The sequence below is a fragment of the Polaromonas sp. CG_9.5 genome, from assembly GCF_035984465.1.
In the GTDB taxonomy this organism is placed as follows: Bacteria; Pseudomonadota; Gammaproteobacteria; order Burkholderiales; family Burkholderiaceae_C; genus Polaromonas.
The window spans coordinates 1-14,313 of record NZ_JAXCHR010000015.1; the positions used below are offsets into that span (position 1 = coordinate 1).

Annotated in this window: 16 protein-coding genes, 5 tRNA genes and 2 pseudogenes; 2 read left to right on the forward strand and 21 right to left on the reverse strand. The window is 59.0% G+C overall.

Annotation, left to right across the window (positions count from 1 at the left end):
• The 13 genes and pseudogenes from RCH06_RS12295 to RCH06_RS12355 all read right to left on the reverse strand — a co-directional run.
• Positions 1 to 267 (reverse strand): annotated as a pseudogene (locus RCH06_RS12295) (hypothetical protein); the annotation flags it as partial.
• A gap of 153 nt (positions 268 to 420) precedes the next feature.
• A complete protein-coding gene (locus tag RCH06_RS12300) occupies positions 421 to 1,254 on the reverse strand; it encodes an AraC family transcriptional regulator (protein WP_327081759.1) in 834 nt (277 codons plus the stop codon).
• Positions 1,251 to 1,481, reverse strand: a complete 231-nt coding sequence (gene nrtS / locus RCH06_RS12305; protein WP_327081760.1) for a nitrate/nitrite transporter NrtS — start codon at positions 1,479 to 1,481, stop codon at positions 1,251 to 1,253. The genes RCH06_RS12300 and nrtS overlap by 4 nt, the downstream gene beginning before the upstream one ends.
• Positions 1,478 to 1,708 carry a GDCCVxC domain-containing (seleno)protein gene (locus RCH06_RS12310; protein WP_327081761.1) on the reverse strand — a complete coding sequence of 77 codons (231 nt, stop codon included), beginning with the start codon at positions 1,706 to 1,708 and terminating at the stop codon, positions 1,478 to 1,480. The genes nrtS and RCH06_RS12310 overlap by 4 nt, the downstream gene beginning before the upstream one ends.
• 25 nt (positions 1,709 to 1,733) lie before the next feature.
• Entirely contained in the window at positions 1,734 to 2,336 is a 603-nt protein-coding gene (locus RCH06_RS12315) for a class I SAM-dependent methyltransferase (protein ID WP_327081762.1), read from the reverse strand.
• A 48-nt stretch (positions 2,337 to 2,384) separates the two neighbouring features.
• The gene (locus RCH06_RS12320; RefSeq protein WP_327081763.1) at positions 2,385 to 2,924 is read right to left on the reverse strand and encodes an RNA polymerase sigma factor; all 540 of its coding nucleotides are present in this window, start codon (positions 2,922 to 2,924) and stop codon (positions 2,385 to 2,387) included.
• A gap of 3 nt (positions 2,925 to 2,927) precedes the next feature.
• On the reverse strand, positions 2,928 to 3,137 hold the full coding sequence (locus RCH06_RS12325; RefSeq protein ID WP_327081764.1) for a YgaP family membrane protein: 210 nt from the start codon (positions 3,135 to 3,137) through the stop codon (positions 2,928 to 2,930).
• Between the two features lie 69 nt (positions 3,138 to 3,206).
• Positions 3,207 to 4,244 carry an IS630 family transposase gene (locus tag RCH06_RS12330; RefSeq protein WP_327081765.1) on the reverse strand — a complete coding sequence of 346 codons (1,038 nt, stop codon included), beginning with the start codon at positions 4,242 to 4,244 and terminating at the stop codon, positions 3,207 to 3,209.
• A 102-nt stretch (positions 4,245 to 4,346) separates the two neighbouring features.
• On the reverse strand, positions 4,347 to 4,781 hold the full coding sequence (locus RCH06_RS12335; RefSeq protein ID WP_327081766.1) for a hypothetical protein: 435 nt from the start codon (positions 4,779 to 4,781) through the stop codon (positions 4,347 to 4,349).
• A gap of 119 nt (positions 4,782 to 4,900) precedes the next feature.
• Complete coding sequence (locus RCH06_RS12340) at positions 4,901 to 5,629, reverse strand: HAD-IA family hydrolase (protein ID WP_327081767.1); 729 nt, start codon at positions 5,627 to 5,629, stop codon at positions 4,901 to 4,903.
• 39 nt (positions 5,630 to 5,668) lie between these two features.
• The gene (locus RCH06_RS12345) at positions 5,669 to 6,397 is read right to left on the reverse strand and encodes a cytochrome c biogenesis CcdA family protein (protein WP_327081768.1); all 729 of its coding nucleotides are present in this window, start codon (positions 6,395 to 6,397) and stop codon (positions 5,669 to 5,671) included.
• A complete protein-coding gene (locus RCH06_RS12350; RefSeq protein ID WP_327081769.1) occupies positions 6,397 to 6,783 on the reverse strand; it encodes a thioredoxin family protein in 387 nt (128 codons plus the stop codon). Before RCH06_RS12350 ends, RCH06_RS12345 begins: the two co-directional genes overlap by 1 nt.
• Positions 6,784 to 6,801: 18 nt before the next feature.
• Complete coding sequence (locus RCH06_RS12355) at positions 6,802 to 7,218, reverse strand: c-type cytochrome (RefSeq protein WP_327081770.1); 417 nt, start codon at positions 7,216 to 7,218, stop codon at positions 6,802 to 6,804.
• Between the two features lie 469 nt (positions 7,219 to 7,687).
• Here RCH06_RS12355 and RCH06_RS12360 point away from each other — a divergent pair, with 469 nt between their 5' ends.
• Both RCH06_RS12360 and RCH06_RS17900 read left to right on the forward strand, forming a co-directional pair.
• The gene (locus RCH06_RS12360) at positions 7,688 to 8,407 is read left to right on the forward strand and encodes a DUF6969 family protein (RefSeq protein WP_327081771.1); all 720 of its coding nucleotides are present in this window, start codon (positions 7,688 to 7,690) and stop codon (positions 8,405 to 8,407) included.
• Positions 8,404 to 9,032 (forward strand): annotated as a pseudogene (locus RCH06_RS17900) (Y-family DNA polymerase). The gene RCH06_RS12360 and the pseudogene RCH06_RS17900 overlap by 4 nt, the downstream one beginning before the upstream one ends.
• Positions 9,033 to 9,307: 275 nt before the next feature.
• On the opposite strand, the gene RCH06_RS12370 reads toward RCH06_RS17900, so the two are convergent.
• The 8 genes from RCH06_RS12370 to purF form a co-directional block, all read right to left on the reverse strand.
• Positions 9,308 to 9,384 (reverse strand) — tRNA-Asp (locus RCH06_RS12370).
• An 80-nt stretch (positions 9,385 to 9,464) separates the two neighbouring features.
• Positions 9,465 to 9,540: transfer RNA gene (locus RCH06_RS12375), tRNA-Glu, on the reverse strand.
• A gap of 127 nt (positions 9,541 to 9,667) precedes the next feature.
• Positions 9,668 to 9,744, reverse strand: a tRNA-Asp gene (locus RCH06_RS12380).
• A gap of 80 nt (positions 9,745 to 9,824) precedes the next feature.
• Positions 9,825 to 9,900 (reverse strand) — tRNA-Glu (locus RCH06_RS12385).
• A gap of 68 nt (positions 9,901 to 9,968) precedes the next feature.
• Positions 9,969 to 10,044, reverse strand: a tRNA-Ala gene (locus tag RCH06_RS12390).
• A gap of 71 nt (positions 10,045 to 10,115) precedes the next feature.
• Complete coding sequence (gene gltX / locus RCH06_RS12395; RefSeq protein ID WP_327081773.1) at positions 10,116 to 11,510, reverse strand: glutamate--tRNA ligase; 1,395 nt, start codon at positions 11,508 to 11,510, stop codon at positions 10,116 to 10,118.
• Positions 11,511 to 11,517: 7 nt separating this feature from the next.
• Positions 11,518 to 12,732 carry an O-succinylhomoserine sulfhydrylase gene (locus RCH06_RS12400; RefSeq protein WP_327081774.1) on the reverse strand — a complete coding sequence of 405 codons (1,215 nt, stop codon included), beginning with the start codon at positions 12,730 to 12,732 and terminating at the stop codon, positions 11,518 to 11,520.
• Between the two features lie 2 nt (positions 12,733 to 12,734).
• Complete coding sequence (purF, locus tag RCH06_RS12405) at positions 12,735 to 14,264, reverse strand: amidophosphoribosyltransferase (protein WP_327081775.1); 1,530 nt, start codon at positions 14,262 to 14,264, stop codon at positions 12,735 to 12,737.
• Positions 14,265 to 14,313: the final 49 nt, after the last annotated feature.

The window sequence follows — 14,313 nt, forward strand, 5'->3', positions numbered from 1 at the left end:
CCGGGTTAAGTGCACACCATCGTGGTGGGCAACTCCCCGGATACTGCCCGGCTCATCAACCCGGCGCAAGAATGGTGTTCGTCGGACGGTTACGCGAAAGAGTCCGTAGCCGTGCAAGTAAGTGCTCAGGACGCCTGGGGCATTGACCATGTTGGCATACATATTGGGAATGAAGCCGACCTGTTTTTTGGCGGTATCGAGCAACTCCTTTTGCAAGCCTTGAGCACTGGCGTGGTCTACGGCGGTGAGGGTTTTGAGGTAAGACATGAGATTCCTTGGATGGTTAAGTTATTGGGTTGCTGTTGGCTCGGTCGAGCCGCCAATCAACGCAAGTTCATCGTAGGAAAATCAGCGCCAGCAAAGTTGGCCAAACGTCTCAGAGCGATGGCCTGGCGTCCTGCCAAGCCGTTTCTTCTGCGCTCACTCGATGTCAGCTTGCCGCCGCAGCCACTCCGAGGGCGACACGCCCAGCTTGCGCACGAACGCCCGGTGCAAGGCGCTCGACCCCCCATAGCCCACATCCACGGCCACCGACTTTGCGGGATGGCCACGGGCCAGCAGGCGTTGGGCAAGCATCACTCGCCACGAAGCCAAATAGTCCGCAGGAGGCTTGCCGACGACTTCGCGGAAGCGGTCGGCAAAACGCGCACGCGACATCCCGGCCTTTGCGGCCATGGACGGCAGGTCCCAATCGCGCGCGGGCTCGCGGTGGATGGCCTCCAGGGCTTTGGAGAGCTTGGGGTCGGCCAAGCCAGACAGCACGCCTCCATGAGTCGTTCCCTGTTCCAGGCAATGGCGCAGCATGCGAATCATCAAGACCTCGCACAGACGATCGAGGACGGCCTGCCGGCCGCTGCGGTCGTCAAAGGCCTCCGCGAACATCACGCCAAGGATTTCTTCAATGCCATCCATCTGCCCAAGCTCAATCATGACCGTGTCGGGCAAAGAGTCGGCGATGGGATTGCTGCCGCCGCCTCCGAGCATCACAGTGGCGCAGACGACATCAGCGCCTGCCCGCTCATCCGCCAAGAGCCGATGGGCTTGAGGACGGGGCAAGAAAACCAGGGTGGGGCGCTCAATCACGATGGCGGCTTTACCAGGCTCGATCAATTGGACGGGGCCGCTTTTGACCAAATGGAGATGGCCGCGCAACTCGTCGCGCTCGAAATCATGCAGACCGCAGAGGTTGCCCGTGTAGAAGACGCCTGCACGCAGGGAGAACTGAGTCAACAGGTGGTCGAGCGGCTCCGTCATCCCATGCGGTCCTTGTCCCGCGAGATTTGATTATTGGCCGCGCTGTAGCTGGCAACGCAATAGGGAACGGCATCGTTCAGAACAAGGTGAACCCATGACACGCCCGAGCGGGAAAGGATGGTGCCGCCTTGGTTGATCAGGTTCAGCGCGGTGCCGACAAACAGCGCAATCCGCAGCGCGTTGGCGGCAATAGGCCGGGTCCGCATCGCCCGCCAAATCTGCATCATGCGCGAGCCTGCTGCATGGGCGGGCACTTCACCGAACCATAGCTGCAAAAGACGCAGCAGTCGCCCGGCTGGGGGCGTAGCATCGCATGGCACGCGCGGCACTCGTGAAAGAACAGGCAGGCATCGGTCGGCATTTCGAGCTCTTCCGCATGACCACATTCGGGGCAAGTCAAAGTCGAACGAGTCAGGAAGGCTCGGGAGTTTTCGGGTGGAATCGCGCAGGTCATGTATCGTTCCTCAATGAAGTTTGAGTCAATGGCAATAGACGAAGTGCTGCACCGCCCCCCAAGGCGTCACGTGCTCTTCGCTGGCATGCGCCAGTAGTTCGAGGCTTGGCCCGAATTGACCATGGAGTTCTCCGGGGGCATACCTTGCCACCGGCAGCCCGCTGCATTGCTCGGGGCCGTCGGGCGCGAAGGTCGCGACGATCACATGGCCGCCGGGCTTCACGGCCTTCATTACCTGCGAGACATAAGCCGCTCGATCCTTCGGATCGGTCAGGAAGTGAAAGACGGCTCGGTCGTGCCATATGTCGAAACTTTGAGCGGGCAGGGACACTTCGCGGATGTCGCCAACAATCCAATGAACGGGATCACCCTTGGCGCCGAGCCGGGTTCGGGCGACTTCGAGCGCGCTGACGGAAAAATCGAGGACAGAGAGATTCCGAAAGCCATCGGCCAACAGGTCATCAACCAAAGTGGAGGCGCCGCCGCCCACGTCGATGATGCTTGAATCGGGCGTGGCTCCGACGGAGCGGATGATTTCAAGCGAGCGCGTGGCGTGTTTTTGGAACCAACTCACGTTGTCCGGTTGCTTGGTTTGGTAAACCTTTTCCCAATGCTGCTTGTCGTCCATGAAGGCTCCTTGCGCTTTGCGTATTTATACCGCCTATGTCGCTTTCAATTATTTGGGAGAGGCTTGCGGGCCGATCATGTATTCGCGCACAAGCTCGCGGGCGCGGTGGAGTCGGCTTTTGATGGCGCCGACCTGCTCGCCAAGACGCTCGGCGATCTCGGCGATGGTGAGCTCTTCGAAGTCGCGCAGCAGCACCACTTCGAGGTAATGGGCGGGGAGCGATTCAAGGGCTGCGGCAAGGTCGATCCGCAAGTCGTTGTCGGTCTTGCATAGCAACTGATGCTCGGCCAAGTCCTCGTCGAGGGAATCGGTCTTGAACATCATGCGCTCAAGCTTGCGGCACTCGCGCTTGATGACGGTGAAGAGCCAACCGGAGAAGGCTGCGGCGGCTTTGAGTCCCTTGACCTTTCGGGAAATGATCAAGAGCGATTCCTGAACGGCATCGTCCACGTCGCTAACGTGGCAATGCTTGTGGGCATAGCGGCGGGCATCGGCTTGGCACACGGCCAGTAGGCGGCCGATCGCAGCCGGGTCGCCCGTCTGGGCAGCCAAGATGAGGTTGTTGCGATCGGCTGCGCTGACTGCCATGTTTTACGCTCCTTTGTCGAGCTTGCGGCCCACCATGGCGCACATCGGGCAAAAGCCGAAGAGCCCGGTCATGGCGAGCATCGCGCCCATGGCGCCGATGCCGACGGCCATGCCAGAAACTCCCCAGTTCATTGCGGCGAAGGCAAGGCCTGCCATGCCCATCAAGACTCGAAGTATGCGCTCCCAGGTTGGGACATTTTTGACGTAGAACATATTGATCTCCTTTGAACTGTTTGTGTCGAGGACCATCCTCACCAACTATTGATCCGGCCCTGTGAAGTTTTAAGCCGCATAGTGAACCCGACGATCCTGGAAGTAGCTCATCACCCGCTCGGGGTTTTGCTCGAGCATCGTCATGTGATCGTTGGCAGCCTCACGTAATTTAGCCTTAGTCCTGACGGGCACGCGCTTGCCCATTTCCTGCTTCAGATCGGCGTTGAGTCGCTCCTCAGGGTTGAGTTGCGGGCTGTAGCTGGGCAAGTAAAAAAGCTCAATCTGATCACGCCGCTCAGCTACCCAGGCCTTGACGAGCTTGCTGTGATGCACCCGCAGGTTGTCCAGTATCAGGAACACCTTTTTGCCTGCATCCTTGATCAAGGCTTGCAAAAATTCAATGAGCTTGTCGGCATCAAACGCCTCATCAATGATCATCCAGCGTGCCTTGCCCTGATTGGTGACTGTGGCGATCATCGAGAGCTTGTGGCGGGTGCCGCCCACAGCCATGGCTACCGGGGTTTTGCCCGCTGGCGCAAAGCTCCTGCCGCGCACGTCGGTGTTGACCAAAGCTGTTTCATCGCCCCAGTGAATTTCAGCGCCCTCGCTTCTTGCGCGTTGCTCAATGGCCGGATACTCGCCTTGCAGCCAAGCCTGCACTGCCGCCGGGCTTTGCTCGTAGGCGCGCTTGACGGGCTTTTGCGCCGTAAAACCCCAGCGCGTGAGGTATTTGCCGATGCTGCACACTTGCAGTGTGATGCCAAACTCTTGGCTTATGAGTTGGCCTACTGCGGCCCGGCTCCAGAGATAAAAGTCCATCTTGAGTTGTTCGGGCCGAGTGTCAATGATCAAGCGCTGGATGGTGTCCTCTTGCACTTGACTGAGCACCCGGCCATCGCCTCTGGCGCGCCCGCGCAGGCTAGGCTTGACCGCACTCCAGCCGCCCGATTCAAACAGATCAATAGCCGAGCGTACCGTCGGGTAGCTCAGTCCCGTCATCGGCACGATTTGCATGATCTTGATGCCTTGTTTGTGCAGCCTCACGACTTGCTTGCGCCGCTCGTGCAGGCGCTCCAGTGTCTGGCTTCTTGCGTCTTCTTTTTCCATAAAGGTTTGATCAAAAAAATCATACAAAATTCAAACTTTATTGGGCCTTATCTATAAGAGGGGCCAGCGAGGCGAAACGGTTCGCGGCTGCAAAAAATATTTCTACTGCGAAACGAGCTCGCCCTCAAGCTTGAAGATTCGGTCGGTGGGGTTTGCCGCCTTGATGTGCAGCGTGCCCGCGCCCCTCAATCCCTTGAAACTGCCGGTGCCGGAGACCACTTCCCAAAAGCCGTTGTCGTTGAGTTCGGGCTTCCCATCTTTGCCTGGCAGGAAGATAGCGCGCACGGTCCACTTGATGTAGGCGACATTGCTTTCGCCCTTGGTGGCAACCAAATAGCCGCTGGGGTCTCCCGAGACGCCGGGGAGGATGTCATGGCGGCCGAATTCAACGATTTGAGCGCCGTCGAGCAATCCCGTTCCCGCAGCTTGGCCTTCGCGCTTGACCATCAGCACAAAGTGTCCCGTTCCGTCCTTGAAGTCGAGCTTGATTTGCTCCTTGGGGACCATGGTGGCCTGGATACTCAGCGGATCGGCCATGGCCGACCCTGTGGACAGAGATGCAGCGCAGAGGGCGAGGGAGGCAAAATTGCGCAGTGCGGAGAGTAGTAGCATGGGATTCCTTTCGATTTGCAGAAAACTAAATTTGAAGCGGGATTTCAATTTCTTTGAGATGGCGGCACTGGGGCTGCAATCGACCGAACGGCCCTGGCCAGCTCCTCGAATCCATCGAAGACAAAGTCGCAATCGGGGTGGGGCGTCGGCTCCGGTGGCGGCTCATGGCCCCACTCTCTGGGGCGTCTGACAAATGCGGTCTTGAAGCCGCATGCCCGCGCGGCATTGAGGTCAAAGTTATGGCAGGCCACCATCAGAATGTCTTCGGGGGCGACCGCCAGCCATTTCGAGGCCTGCAGGTATGCGCGGGGATCAGGTTTGTAGTAGCCAATGGCTTCGCAGGAGATCACAGCGTCCCAGGAAATGCCGTTGAACCGGGACACATCCACAACCAGCGACAACGGCAGCATGGTGAAGGAAACCACCGGGACCAGCTCTCGGATATCACGCAGAGGGCGGGCGAAGTCGCTCCACGTCGCGAGCTGGTGCCACGCGTGGGCAATCGACTTGCGGTCGTTCTCTGAAAAAACCGAAAGATCGTGGGACTCGAGCACCTCATCCAAAACGCTATAGTGAACGTCGTCCATGTTGAAGTCGGGCCGCGATTGCCCAACGATGCCCTTCATCGCCAGACGCCGATATTGATTCGCAATCGACGCCCAATCCCTTGCCACGCCATGCTTTTCCCCGATGGCCGCAAATGCGTCTCTTATGCCCGAGTGCCAGTCGATAACCGTTCCTCCGGTGTCGAATGCGATGGCTTTGATGTTCATGGCAATTCCTTGCTGCGTTTCAATGTGGGGCACCGCCTATTAAAACCGGGTTGTCAGTTGGGTGAGCCAAGCGGGCGAGTGCTCTACCAACCATGCTTCCATAGGCCTGTCGGCTCCGGTCAAGATCAACACCGACAGCGCGATCATGATTGCGCCCAAGATCGTCTTGCCGGTCTTGCCAGCCTGCATGAGCTTTCCACGCATCTTGAGCATGGCGCCGCGTGAGACGTAGGCCAGCGCGACAACGGGTAGAGCCGCACCGAGGCCAAAAATTCCCATGAGCAAGGCGACCTGGGGGAGTTGTGAGCCTTGGCTGGCCAGAACTACGGCAGCGCCCAAAGTCGGCCCTACGCAAGGGCTCCACACCACGCCAAGCACCAGGCCAATCGCGAATTGTCCCCACAGGCCGTCCAGTCGCATCCGTGAAATCAAGCTGTTGCCCGCGTCTCCAATGCCGGAGGTAGCCGCTGCAAACCGCTGCTGGAGACTTCCCGACATCAAGACCAAGCCCAGCAAACCCAAAATGGCGGCTCCGATTCCGCGAAAGATGGAGATGTCCAGTCCCAGCGCGGAGCCCGCCCATGCCAGAGCGGTTCCGATGACGGCGTAGGAAAGAGCCAGCCCGCCCGCGAGCGCCAGCGGCGCCCTCGGATGGGCATTGGTGGCCGAGCCCAGCAGAATCGGAATGATGGGCAAAACGCAAGGCGATAGCGTCGAAAGCAGCCCTGCCAGGAAACCAAATCCGTAGGAGCCAAGCCCGAACTCCATCAGTTCACCGTCTTTTTGATGAGGCCCTCAAGGCCTGCGGGCGTGGTGTCACCGACCGAGCGGCCCACTTCCTTCTCGCCTTTGAAGGCCACCAGCGTGCTTTGCATGGCGACCTTGAATTGCTTGAGTGTGGGCTTGGCGCTGTCGAAGTCGATGGTCAGCAGTGTCACATCCTTGTAGGCGGGCTGCTTCATCAAGCCGTCAATAATGGGCTTTTGCTCCTTGCAGGTGGGGCACCATGGCGCGCTGATGTCGAGCACGACGGGCTTGCCCGCCTTCGTGAGCTGGTCGAATTCCTGTTGGCTGAAGGGCTTGATGTCTCCGGCCATGGCCATGAATGCCAAGGAGGTGAGAGCGATGGTGAGAATGGTTTTTGCGAATTTCATGGGAAGTCTCCTGGTGGGTTAACGGGAAGGTTTGAAAGTCTTTTGCAGCGTCTGCACATAAACGGTGAGGCCTGCCAGCTCCTTGGAATCCCAAGGAAGCGGCTTGGCGGCCATGGGCATGACCATGCAGGCTTGGATCATTTCGTCCAGGTGGATTGTCTTGCGGCCCAACTGGTCCTTAGCCATGGCGACGGTGTGGGGATAGGGTTTGGCAAACGAGGCCGAGAACGCGCCGTGGTTGGCATGGCAGGACGCGCAGGACATGCCATTGGTCGAGAGCTTGGTGTCATTGAAGAGCTTCTCTCCCAGCTTGGCGTCACCTGTGATGGGCTTGTAGCCCGCGGGCCTGACCGTTTCGTCCGCAGCCGAGGCAGATGCGGCAAAGCCAAACGAGGCGATCAAAACGGCTAATAGCGTTGAAACGTGGTGGGTCATGGCAGTCCTTTGAGGTTGATTGCCCACTAAGAGGGGTTTCGGAGCCCAAACGGTTCGCGGGTTTGAAAAAATATTTGCAATGGGTCGGTTTCAGTGGCGTTTTCTTACGCTTGCTGCGTTTTTCGAACTTTTTTTCATTCGGCGCGAACCGATCCGTCTGGTTGATGCCTCTTAGTTGCCGAGGAAGCCAATCGCGGCCTCGATCCATCCACTACTGAGGAACATCCATGAAAACATCATTGAAACTGGCATCTCTGGCCGCTCTGACTGCCGCCACGTTGGCTCTACCAGCCGCCGCCCAAGACATGAAGGACGCCGCCAAGTGCAAGCCGAAGGCTGGCATGTCCAAATGTTGCGGCAAATGCGCGCCCAGGTGCTGCGCCAAACCCGCAAAGTGCGGGGCCAAGAAGTGCGCGGCTAAATGCGGTGCAAAGTGCGCTCCCAAGTGCATGGCCAAATGCGCCCCGAAATGCACGCCCAAGTGCGCTCCCAAGAACTGATGCGTAAAGAGAGCCGATCATCCAGAGCGGCAAGCCGCGCCGCGCAAGTCGCGACGGGTTCCCGTTTGCTTGAAACGTATGCCAGCCTTGCCCAGCGCAGGGAACATCTGTTTGGAAGCCTTTTGGATGGTGATCTGCCCAGGCAATGGGGGCACTATCCGGAGGACGATGCGATCGATTTGTCCAGCGGATTTCAGTGGTTCTATCACTCGCATTCGCCCGAGGACCGGCCTGGGGCGTCCGAGCATGGCCACATCCATTTGTTCGCCAGACGTAAGCTATGGTCGCGCCGACTGCGCTCCGCCCGAGAGCTTGAATTTGGAAGACTTGATGGCGGCGCCGAGAATCCCAACACGCGCCACTTGCTGACCATAGGCTTCGATGTGAAAGGCGTCCCAGTCTCGCTGTTCACGGTCAATAGCTGGGTGACAGGGGACTTGATGCTTAGTGCCCAGACCACGGCTGAATTGCTTGAGCAAATTGAGCTGGACACGGGCCATCCGGACGTGGATACCGTGGTGGAGTCGGTTGTCCGGATCTGCATGAAAGAAATCCGAAGCTTGCTTGAGCGCCGGGACGCCGCGCTCTGGAGCTTCGCAGGGGGCAAAGTGTTGGCCAACGAGTCGCTCGAGTTGCTTTCTGAGCAGGTGATCGACATGGATGCGAAGCTGTCGTCCTTGATGACATGAATGGGAAAGCTGCCGACGATTTTCTCAGAACCTATTTTCCAAACCAGACGCTTGCCCTCACGGCTGCCCTTCCCAGTTCGCGAAAACTGTTAGTGGAGAAAAATCTGGTTGTCACAGGCGCAAGCAAACCACTAACAGTTAGAACCATTCAGAACTCCTGCGAGCGCGCCTTCAATCCGCGCCTGGACAACGTGCCGGTAGTGGTGCTTTCCAATAATGACGATTGCGCAGTGGCACGCAGCAACGAGGTCAAAGCACTCGGTGTCATGATGGGTGCACCGTGGTTCAAACTCAAAGCGCTGGCCCACCAGCTCGGCATCGTGGCACTGTCATCCAATTACACGCTGTACGGGATATGAGCAACCGGGTCGTCTCCGTGCTGCGCGAGTTCTCGCCAGACATTGAGGTTTACAGCATCGACGAAAGCTTTCTGCGGGTGGAAACACTGGTGCATTTGCATGGCGGTGCAACCATCATGGGTCAAGCGATGCGCTGCAAAATCCGGCGCTGGACGCGGTTGCCTGTTTGTGCGGGGTTCGGCTCCACGAAGACACTGGCGACATCCAAACCTGGCCCCGCTACTGGGGGAACGCATCGACCACATCGGCCGGGGTTTTCCGTTTGAAATAAAAGATGGAACTGCGCCGGTGCAGATATTTCGGCAAAGCCAAACTGGACAGAGCGGGGTCGCGCAAGGATGCACGGCGCAGTGAAGCGACGGCATTTGACATAAGGGTGCCCCATGAACAAGTTCAAGAAACCCCATCGGGGCAACACCAACGTGCTACCCGACTGCTACACCAAAAGGGCTTCGGGGTAGCACCGACAAAACGAAAATGGGGCAGCAGAAAATGAAAAAGCCGTCGTAAATCAATGACTTACAACGGCTTTTCATATGACTGGCGGAGCGGACGGGACTCGAACCCGCGACCCCCGGCGTGACAGGCCGGTATTCTAACCAACTGAACTACCACTCCTGGTAGAAAAGCGTTTGCTCCTGCGAGCCAAGTGCTTGACATACTTGTGCTTGGCTTTTTCGCCTTGCAGCGAAAAAATTTGGCGACCCTACGGGGATTCGAACCCCGGTACCTACCGTGAAAGGGTAGTGTCCTAGGCCTCTAGACGATGGGGTCTTAACCTGGTGACTTCCGGCGCATGCTTTTAAAAAAAGCATGCAAAAACTCTAGCAACCTCTTTAGATCAAAAAATGATCCTAAAAGAAAAACCCCTGTAATTCATGAGATTGCAAGGGCTTCAATCTGGCGGAGCGGACGGGACTCGAACCCGCGACCCCCGGCGTGACAGGCCGGTATTCTAACCAACTGAACTACCACTCCTGGTAGAAAAGCGTTTGCTCCTGCGAGCCAAGTGCTTGACATACTTGTGCTTGGCTTTTTCGCCTTGCAGCGAAAAAATTTGGCGACCCTACGGGGATTCGAACCCCGGTACCTACCGTGAAAGGGTAGTGTCCTAGGCCTCTAGACGATGGGGTCTTAACCTGGTGACTTCCGGCGCAGACTTTTGAGGGCCTGCAACAAAACTTCAAAAACTTTCCGACAGTTGGTGGAGGTAAACGGGATCGAACCGATGACCTCTTGCATGCCATGCAAGCGCTCTCCCAGCTGAGCTATACCCCCAATGTCGCTAATTTCTTAGTAACCTGTCGAGCCTCAAATTATAGCGAAAAAAATTGGCCTTTTTGAAATTTTCAAACTAAATTCAATTTGGAGATCACTTTTTCTCGCGCCATGAGTTCCACTGCAGCATCAAGTGACGGCGTTTGTGGCGTTCCCAAAAGCAACACGCGCACCGGCATGGCCAGCTGCGGCATTTTCAGGCCGGTGTCCAGCAGCACCTGCTTGATGGCGGCAGCAATCGCGGCTTTGTTCCACTCGCAAACCGCCAGCGCATCGGACAGCCTGGCCAGCGCAGGCCGCACCGCCTCGGTCACATGCTTGCTGACATCCTCAGCACTGGGCTGCCCGCCGGTGACAAGCAGTTTCAGCCAGCCCGCCAGCTCGACCAGCGTGCTGCAACGATCCTTGAACAGCGCGCAGCCACGCGCCAGCCAGGCGGGATCCGCATCAGTCACGCCCTCATGCGCCAGGAAAGGCTGGACCAGCCCCGCCAGTACCTCATCCGCCATAGCCTTCAGGTGCTGTGCGTTCACCCATCGCAGCTTGGCTTCGTCGAACTGCGCGGCGCTTTTGCCCAGATGGTCAAGGTTGAACCACTGCAAAAACTGCTCGCGGCTGAAGATTTCGTCGTCGCCGTGGCTCCAGCCCAGGCGCGCCAGGTAGTTGACCATCGCATCAGGCAGATAGCCTTCGGCGGCGTATTGCGTCACTGGCTTGGCGCCGTTGCGCTTGCTCATTTTTTCGCCCTGCTCGTTCAGCACGGTGGGCAGATGGGCATAGACCGGAATCTCCCGGCCCAGCGCGCGGAAGATGTTGATCTGGCGCGGCGTGTTGTTGACATGGTCATCGCCGCGAATCACATGCGTGATGGCCATGTCCATGTCGTCGACCACGACACAGAAGTTGTAGGTCGGTGTGCCATCGGGCCGGGCGATTACCAGGTCGTCGAGTTCGTCGTTGCTGATTTCGATCCGGCCCTTGACCTTGTCGTCCCAGACCACCGCGCCGCCTTGTGGATTCTTGAAGCGCAATACGGGCTGCACACCTTCGGGAATCGCCGGCAGCGTCTTGCCGGCCTCGGGTCGCCAGGTGCCGTCGTAGCGGGGTTTTTCCTTCGCGGCCATCTGCGTTTCACGCAGGGCGTCGAGTTCGGCCATGCTCATGTAACACGGGTAGACATGACCTCCGGCCACCATCTCGGCCAGCACGGCCTTGTAGCGTTCCATGCGCTCCATCTGGTAGAACGGGCCTTCGTCGTAGTCCAAGCCCAGCCAGCGCATGCCTTCGATGATCACATCGACGGCGGCCTGGCTGGAACGCTCCACATCCGTGTCTTCGATGCGCAGGATGAAATCGCCGCCGGTGGCGCGCGCAAAGGCCCACGGATACAGCGCCGAGCGGATATTGCCCAGGTGAATAAAGCCGGTGGGCGACGGTGCGAAACGGGTGCGGGTTTTTTGGGTCATGTGAACTTCAAGCCAATGTGTGCAGGCCGCGCAACAAGTCGGCCTTGATGTCGTCGATATGGTCCAGCCCGACCGCGACGCGGATCAGCCCCTGGCCAATGCCGGCGGCCTGCCGCTGGTCTTCGCTCAGGCGTCCGTGGGAGCTGGTGGCGGGGTGGGAAATGGTGGTTTTGGTGTCGCCCAGATTAGCCGTGAAGCTGCACACCAGCGTGCTGTCAACGACATGAAAAGCGTTGCTGCGCGCGGACTCGGGCGACGTGGTCCGTACATCAAACGACACCACGCCACCGCCCTGCCCCGACTGCTGGCGCATGGCAAGTTCATGCTGCGGATGCGATGCCAAGCCGGGATAGTAAACACGCGCCACGCCGGGCTGCGTCTCTAACCACTGCGCCAGCGCCAGCGCACCGCTGCTGTGCGCGCGCATGCGCAAACTCAGCGTCTCCATGCCCTTGAGCACGACCCACGCATTGAAGGGCGACAGCGCCATGCCGGCGGTGCGCACCACCGGGGCAAACACGCCACCGATCAAGGCTTGCGAGCCGCAAATCGCGCCCGCCAGCACCCGGCCCTGACCGTCAAGGTACTTGGTGCCCGAGTGGATCACCAGATCGGCGCCCATCTCGGTCGGTCGCTGCAAGGCTGGCGAGCAAAAACAGTTGTCGACCACCAGCAGCGCCCCGGCGTTGTGCGCCAGATCGGCCAGCGCCTGGATGTCGCACACATCGGTCAGCGGGTTGGTCGGTGTTTCGGCAAACAAAAGCTTGGTAGAAGGCCGCAAGGCGGTGCGCCATTCAGCGATATCGGTTTGCGAGACAAAGGTGGTTTCAACGCCGAACTTGCCAAACAGGTTGCCAATCAGCCCCAGCGTCGAGCCGAACACGGAACGCGAGCACACCACATGGTCACCCGACTTGAGCAGGCCCATGCACATCATGAGAATCGCGCCCATGCCGCTGGACGCGCCAATCGCGGCTTCGGTGCCTTCAAGTGCCGCCAAACGCTGCTCGAAGCTGGCCACTGTGGGGTTCGAGGTGCGCGAATAGGTGAAGCCTTCTTCGGTGCCGGCAAAGCGCCGCGCCGACGTTTCGGCGTCAGGCTGCACGAAACTGCTGGTCAGGTACAGCGCTTCGGAGTTTTCGCCGTACTGGCTTTTGTCCACGGCAACGCGCACGGCCAGCGTGTCGCGGTGCAAGTTGTCAGGCAATTTTCGGGTCGTCATCTTCACGCTTCCTGCGGGTTGGGCAGCGCCAGGCGCGACACATCGACATCACTGTCTTCGCCAATTTTTTCAGCCGTGTCGGCGCGCGCCGAATTCATCGCGGCGATGGTTTCGGCGGTCACGTCGCCGGTCACATAAATACCGTCAAAGCAGGACGCATCAAAGCCATTGAGCGCCGGATTCAGCGCCCGGATAGCGCGTTTCATACCCTCGACATCCTGATAAATCAGCGCGTCACAGCCGATTTCCTGTCGGATTTCTTCCACGCTGCGGTTGTGCGCGACCAGCTCATTGGGCGTCGGCATGTCGATGCCATAGACATTCGGAAAACGCACAGGCGGCGCGGCGCTGGCCAGATAGACCTTGCGCGCACCGGCGTCACGCGCCATCTGCACGATTTCTCTGGAAGTGGTGCCGCGCACGATGGAGTCGTCGACCAGCAGCACGTTGCGGCCCTTGAACTCGCTGGCAATCACGTTGAGCTTTTGGCGCACGGATTTCTTGCGAACGCCCTGCCCCGGCATGATGAAAGTGCGGCCCACGTAGCGGTTTTTGACAAAGCCTTCGCGGTACGGAATCCCCAGCAGGTGCGCCAATTGGCTGGCGCTGGGGCGGCTGGATTCGGGAATCGGAATGATGACGTCGATCTCGTTCGGCGGCACGGTGGAAACGACCCGCTTGGCCAGCGTTTCGCCCAGGTTCAGGCGCGCCTGGTAGACCGAAATGCCGTCAAGCACCGAGTCGGGGCGCGCCAGATACACAAACTCGAAAATGCAGGGCTTGAGCTGGGGGTTGGCCGCACATTGCTCGGCATACACCGCGCCGTCCAGGTCGACAAACACCGCTTCGCCCGGCGCAATGTCGCGCTCGAACTGGTGCGCGGTGCCTTCGAGCGCCACCGATTCGCTGGCCACCATGACGGTGTCGCTGTCTCCGTTGCGGCCACGGCCCATGCACAGCGGGCGAATACCGAACGGGTCGCGAAAGGCCAGCAAGCCGTGGCCCGCAATCAACGCCACCACGGCATAAGAACCCTTGATGCGCTTGTGAACGCCGCGCACGGCGGAAAACACGTCGGCGGGCGTCAGCGGCAGGCCGCGCGTGGTTTTTTCCAGCTCGTGCGCCAGCACATTGAGCAGCACTTCAGAGTCGCTGTCGGTGTTGATGTGGCGGTGGTCGGTGTTGAACAGCTCGGCTTTCAGCTCGACCGCATTGGTCAGATTGCCGTTGTGGGACAGCACCAGACCAAACGGCGCATTGACGTAAAACGGCTGCGCTTCATCTTCGCTGAAAGCATTGCCCGCCGTCGGGTAGCGCACCTGACCCAGGCCGACATTGCCCGGCAGCGCGCGCATGTTGCGGGTGCGAAACACGTCCCGCACCATGCCCTTGGCCTTGTGCATGTAGAACTTGCGTCCTTGTTGGGTGACGATGCCGGCGGCATCCTGACCCCGGTGCTGCAGCAACAGCAGACCGTCGTAAATCAACTGGTTAACCGGCGCTTTGCTGACGATTCCAACTATGCCGCACATGGTGATCCGTTCATGATGTATTGACTCTCAAGATAAATTCAAATTCAGA

What these genes read in the sequence shown, in the direction of transcription:
- RCH06_RS12310 (WP_327081761.1), bottom strand. Translation starts at nt 1,708, where the DNA reads ATGACCTGCGCGATTCCACCCGAAAACTCCCGAGCCTTCCTGACTCGT.
- RCH06_RS12350 (WP_327081769.1), bottom strand. Translation starts at nt 6,783, where the DNA reads ATGAAATTCGCAAAAACCATTCTCACCATCGCTCTCACCTCCTTGGCA.
- RCH06_RS12355 (WP_327081770.1), bottom strand. Translation starts at nt 7,218, where the DNA reads ATGACCCACCACGTTTCAACGCTATTAGCCGTTTTGATCGCCTCGTTT.
- RCH06_RS12300 (WP_327081759.1), bottom strand. Translation starts at nt 1,254, where the DNA reads ATGACGGAGCCGCTCGACCACCTGTTGACTCAGTTCTCCCTGCGTGCA.
- RCH06_RS12335 (WP_327081766.1), bottom strand. Translation starts at nt 4,781, where the DNA reads ATGGCCGATCCGCTGAGTATCCAGGCCACCATGGTCCCCAAGGAGCAA.
- RCH06_RS12315 (WP_327081762.1), bottom strand. Translation starts at nt 2,336, where the DNA reads ATGGACGACAAGCAGCATTGGGAAAAGGTTTACCAAACCAAGCAACCG.
- RCH06_RS12320 (WP_327081763.1), bottom strand. Translation starts at nt 2,924, where the DNA reads ATGGCAGTCAGCGCAGCCGATCGCAACAACCTCATCTTGGCTGCCCAG.
- RCH06_RS12330 (WP_327081765.1), bottom strand. Translation starts at nt 4,244, where the DNA reads ATGGAAAAAGAAGACGCAAGAAGCCAGACACTGGAGCGCCTGCACGAG.
- nrtS (WP_327081760.1), bottom strand. Translation starts at nt 1,481, where the DNA reads ATGATGCAGATTTGGCGGGCGATGCGGACCCGGCCTATTGCCGCCAAC.
- RCH06_RS12360 (WP_327081771.1), top strand. Translation starts at nt 7,688, where the DNA reads ATGCACGCCCAAGTGCGCTCCCAAGAACTGATGCGTAAAGAGAGCCGA.
- RCH06_RS12400 (WP_327081774.1), bottom strand. Translation starts at nt 12,732, where the DNA reads ATGACGACCCGAAAATTGCCTGACAACTTGCACCGCGACACGCTGGCC.
- RCH06_RS12325 (WP_327081764.1), bottom strand. Translation starts at nt 3,137, where the DNA reads ATGTTCTACGTCAAAAATGTCCCAACCTGGGAGCGCATACTTCGAGTC.
- gltX (WP_327081773.1), bottom strand. Translation starts at nt 11,510, where the DNA reads ATGACCCAAAAAACCCGCACCCGTTTCGCACCGTCGCCCACCGGCTTT.
- RCH06_RS12345 (WP_327081768.1), bottom strand. Translation starts at nt 6,397, where the DNA reads ATGGAGTTCGGGCTTGGCTCCTACGGATTTGGTTTCCTGGCAGGGCTG.
- purF (WP_327081775.1), bottom strand. Translation starts at nt 14,264, where the DNA reads ATGTGCGGCATAGTTGGAATCGTCAGCAAAGCGCCGGTTAACCAGTTG.
- RCH06_RS12340 (WP_327081767.1), bottom strand. Translation starts at nt 5,629, where the DNA reads ATGAACATCAAAGCCATCGCATTCGACACCGGAGGAACGGTTATCGAC.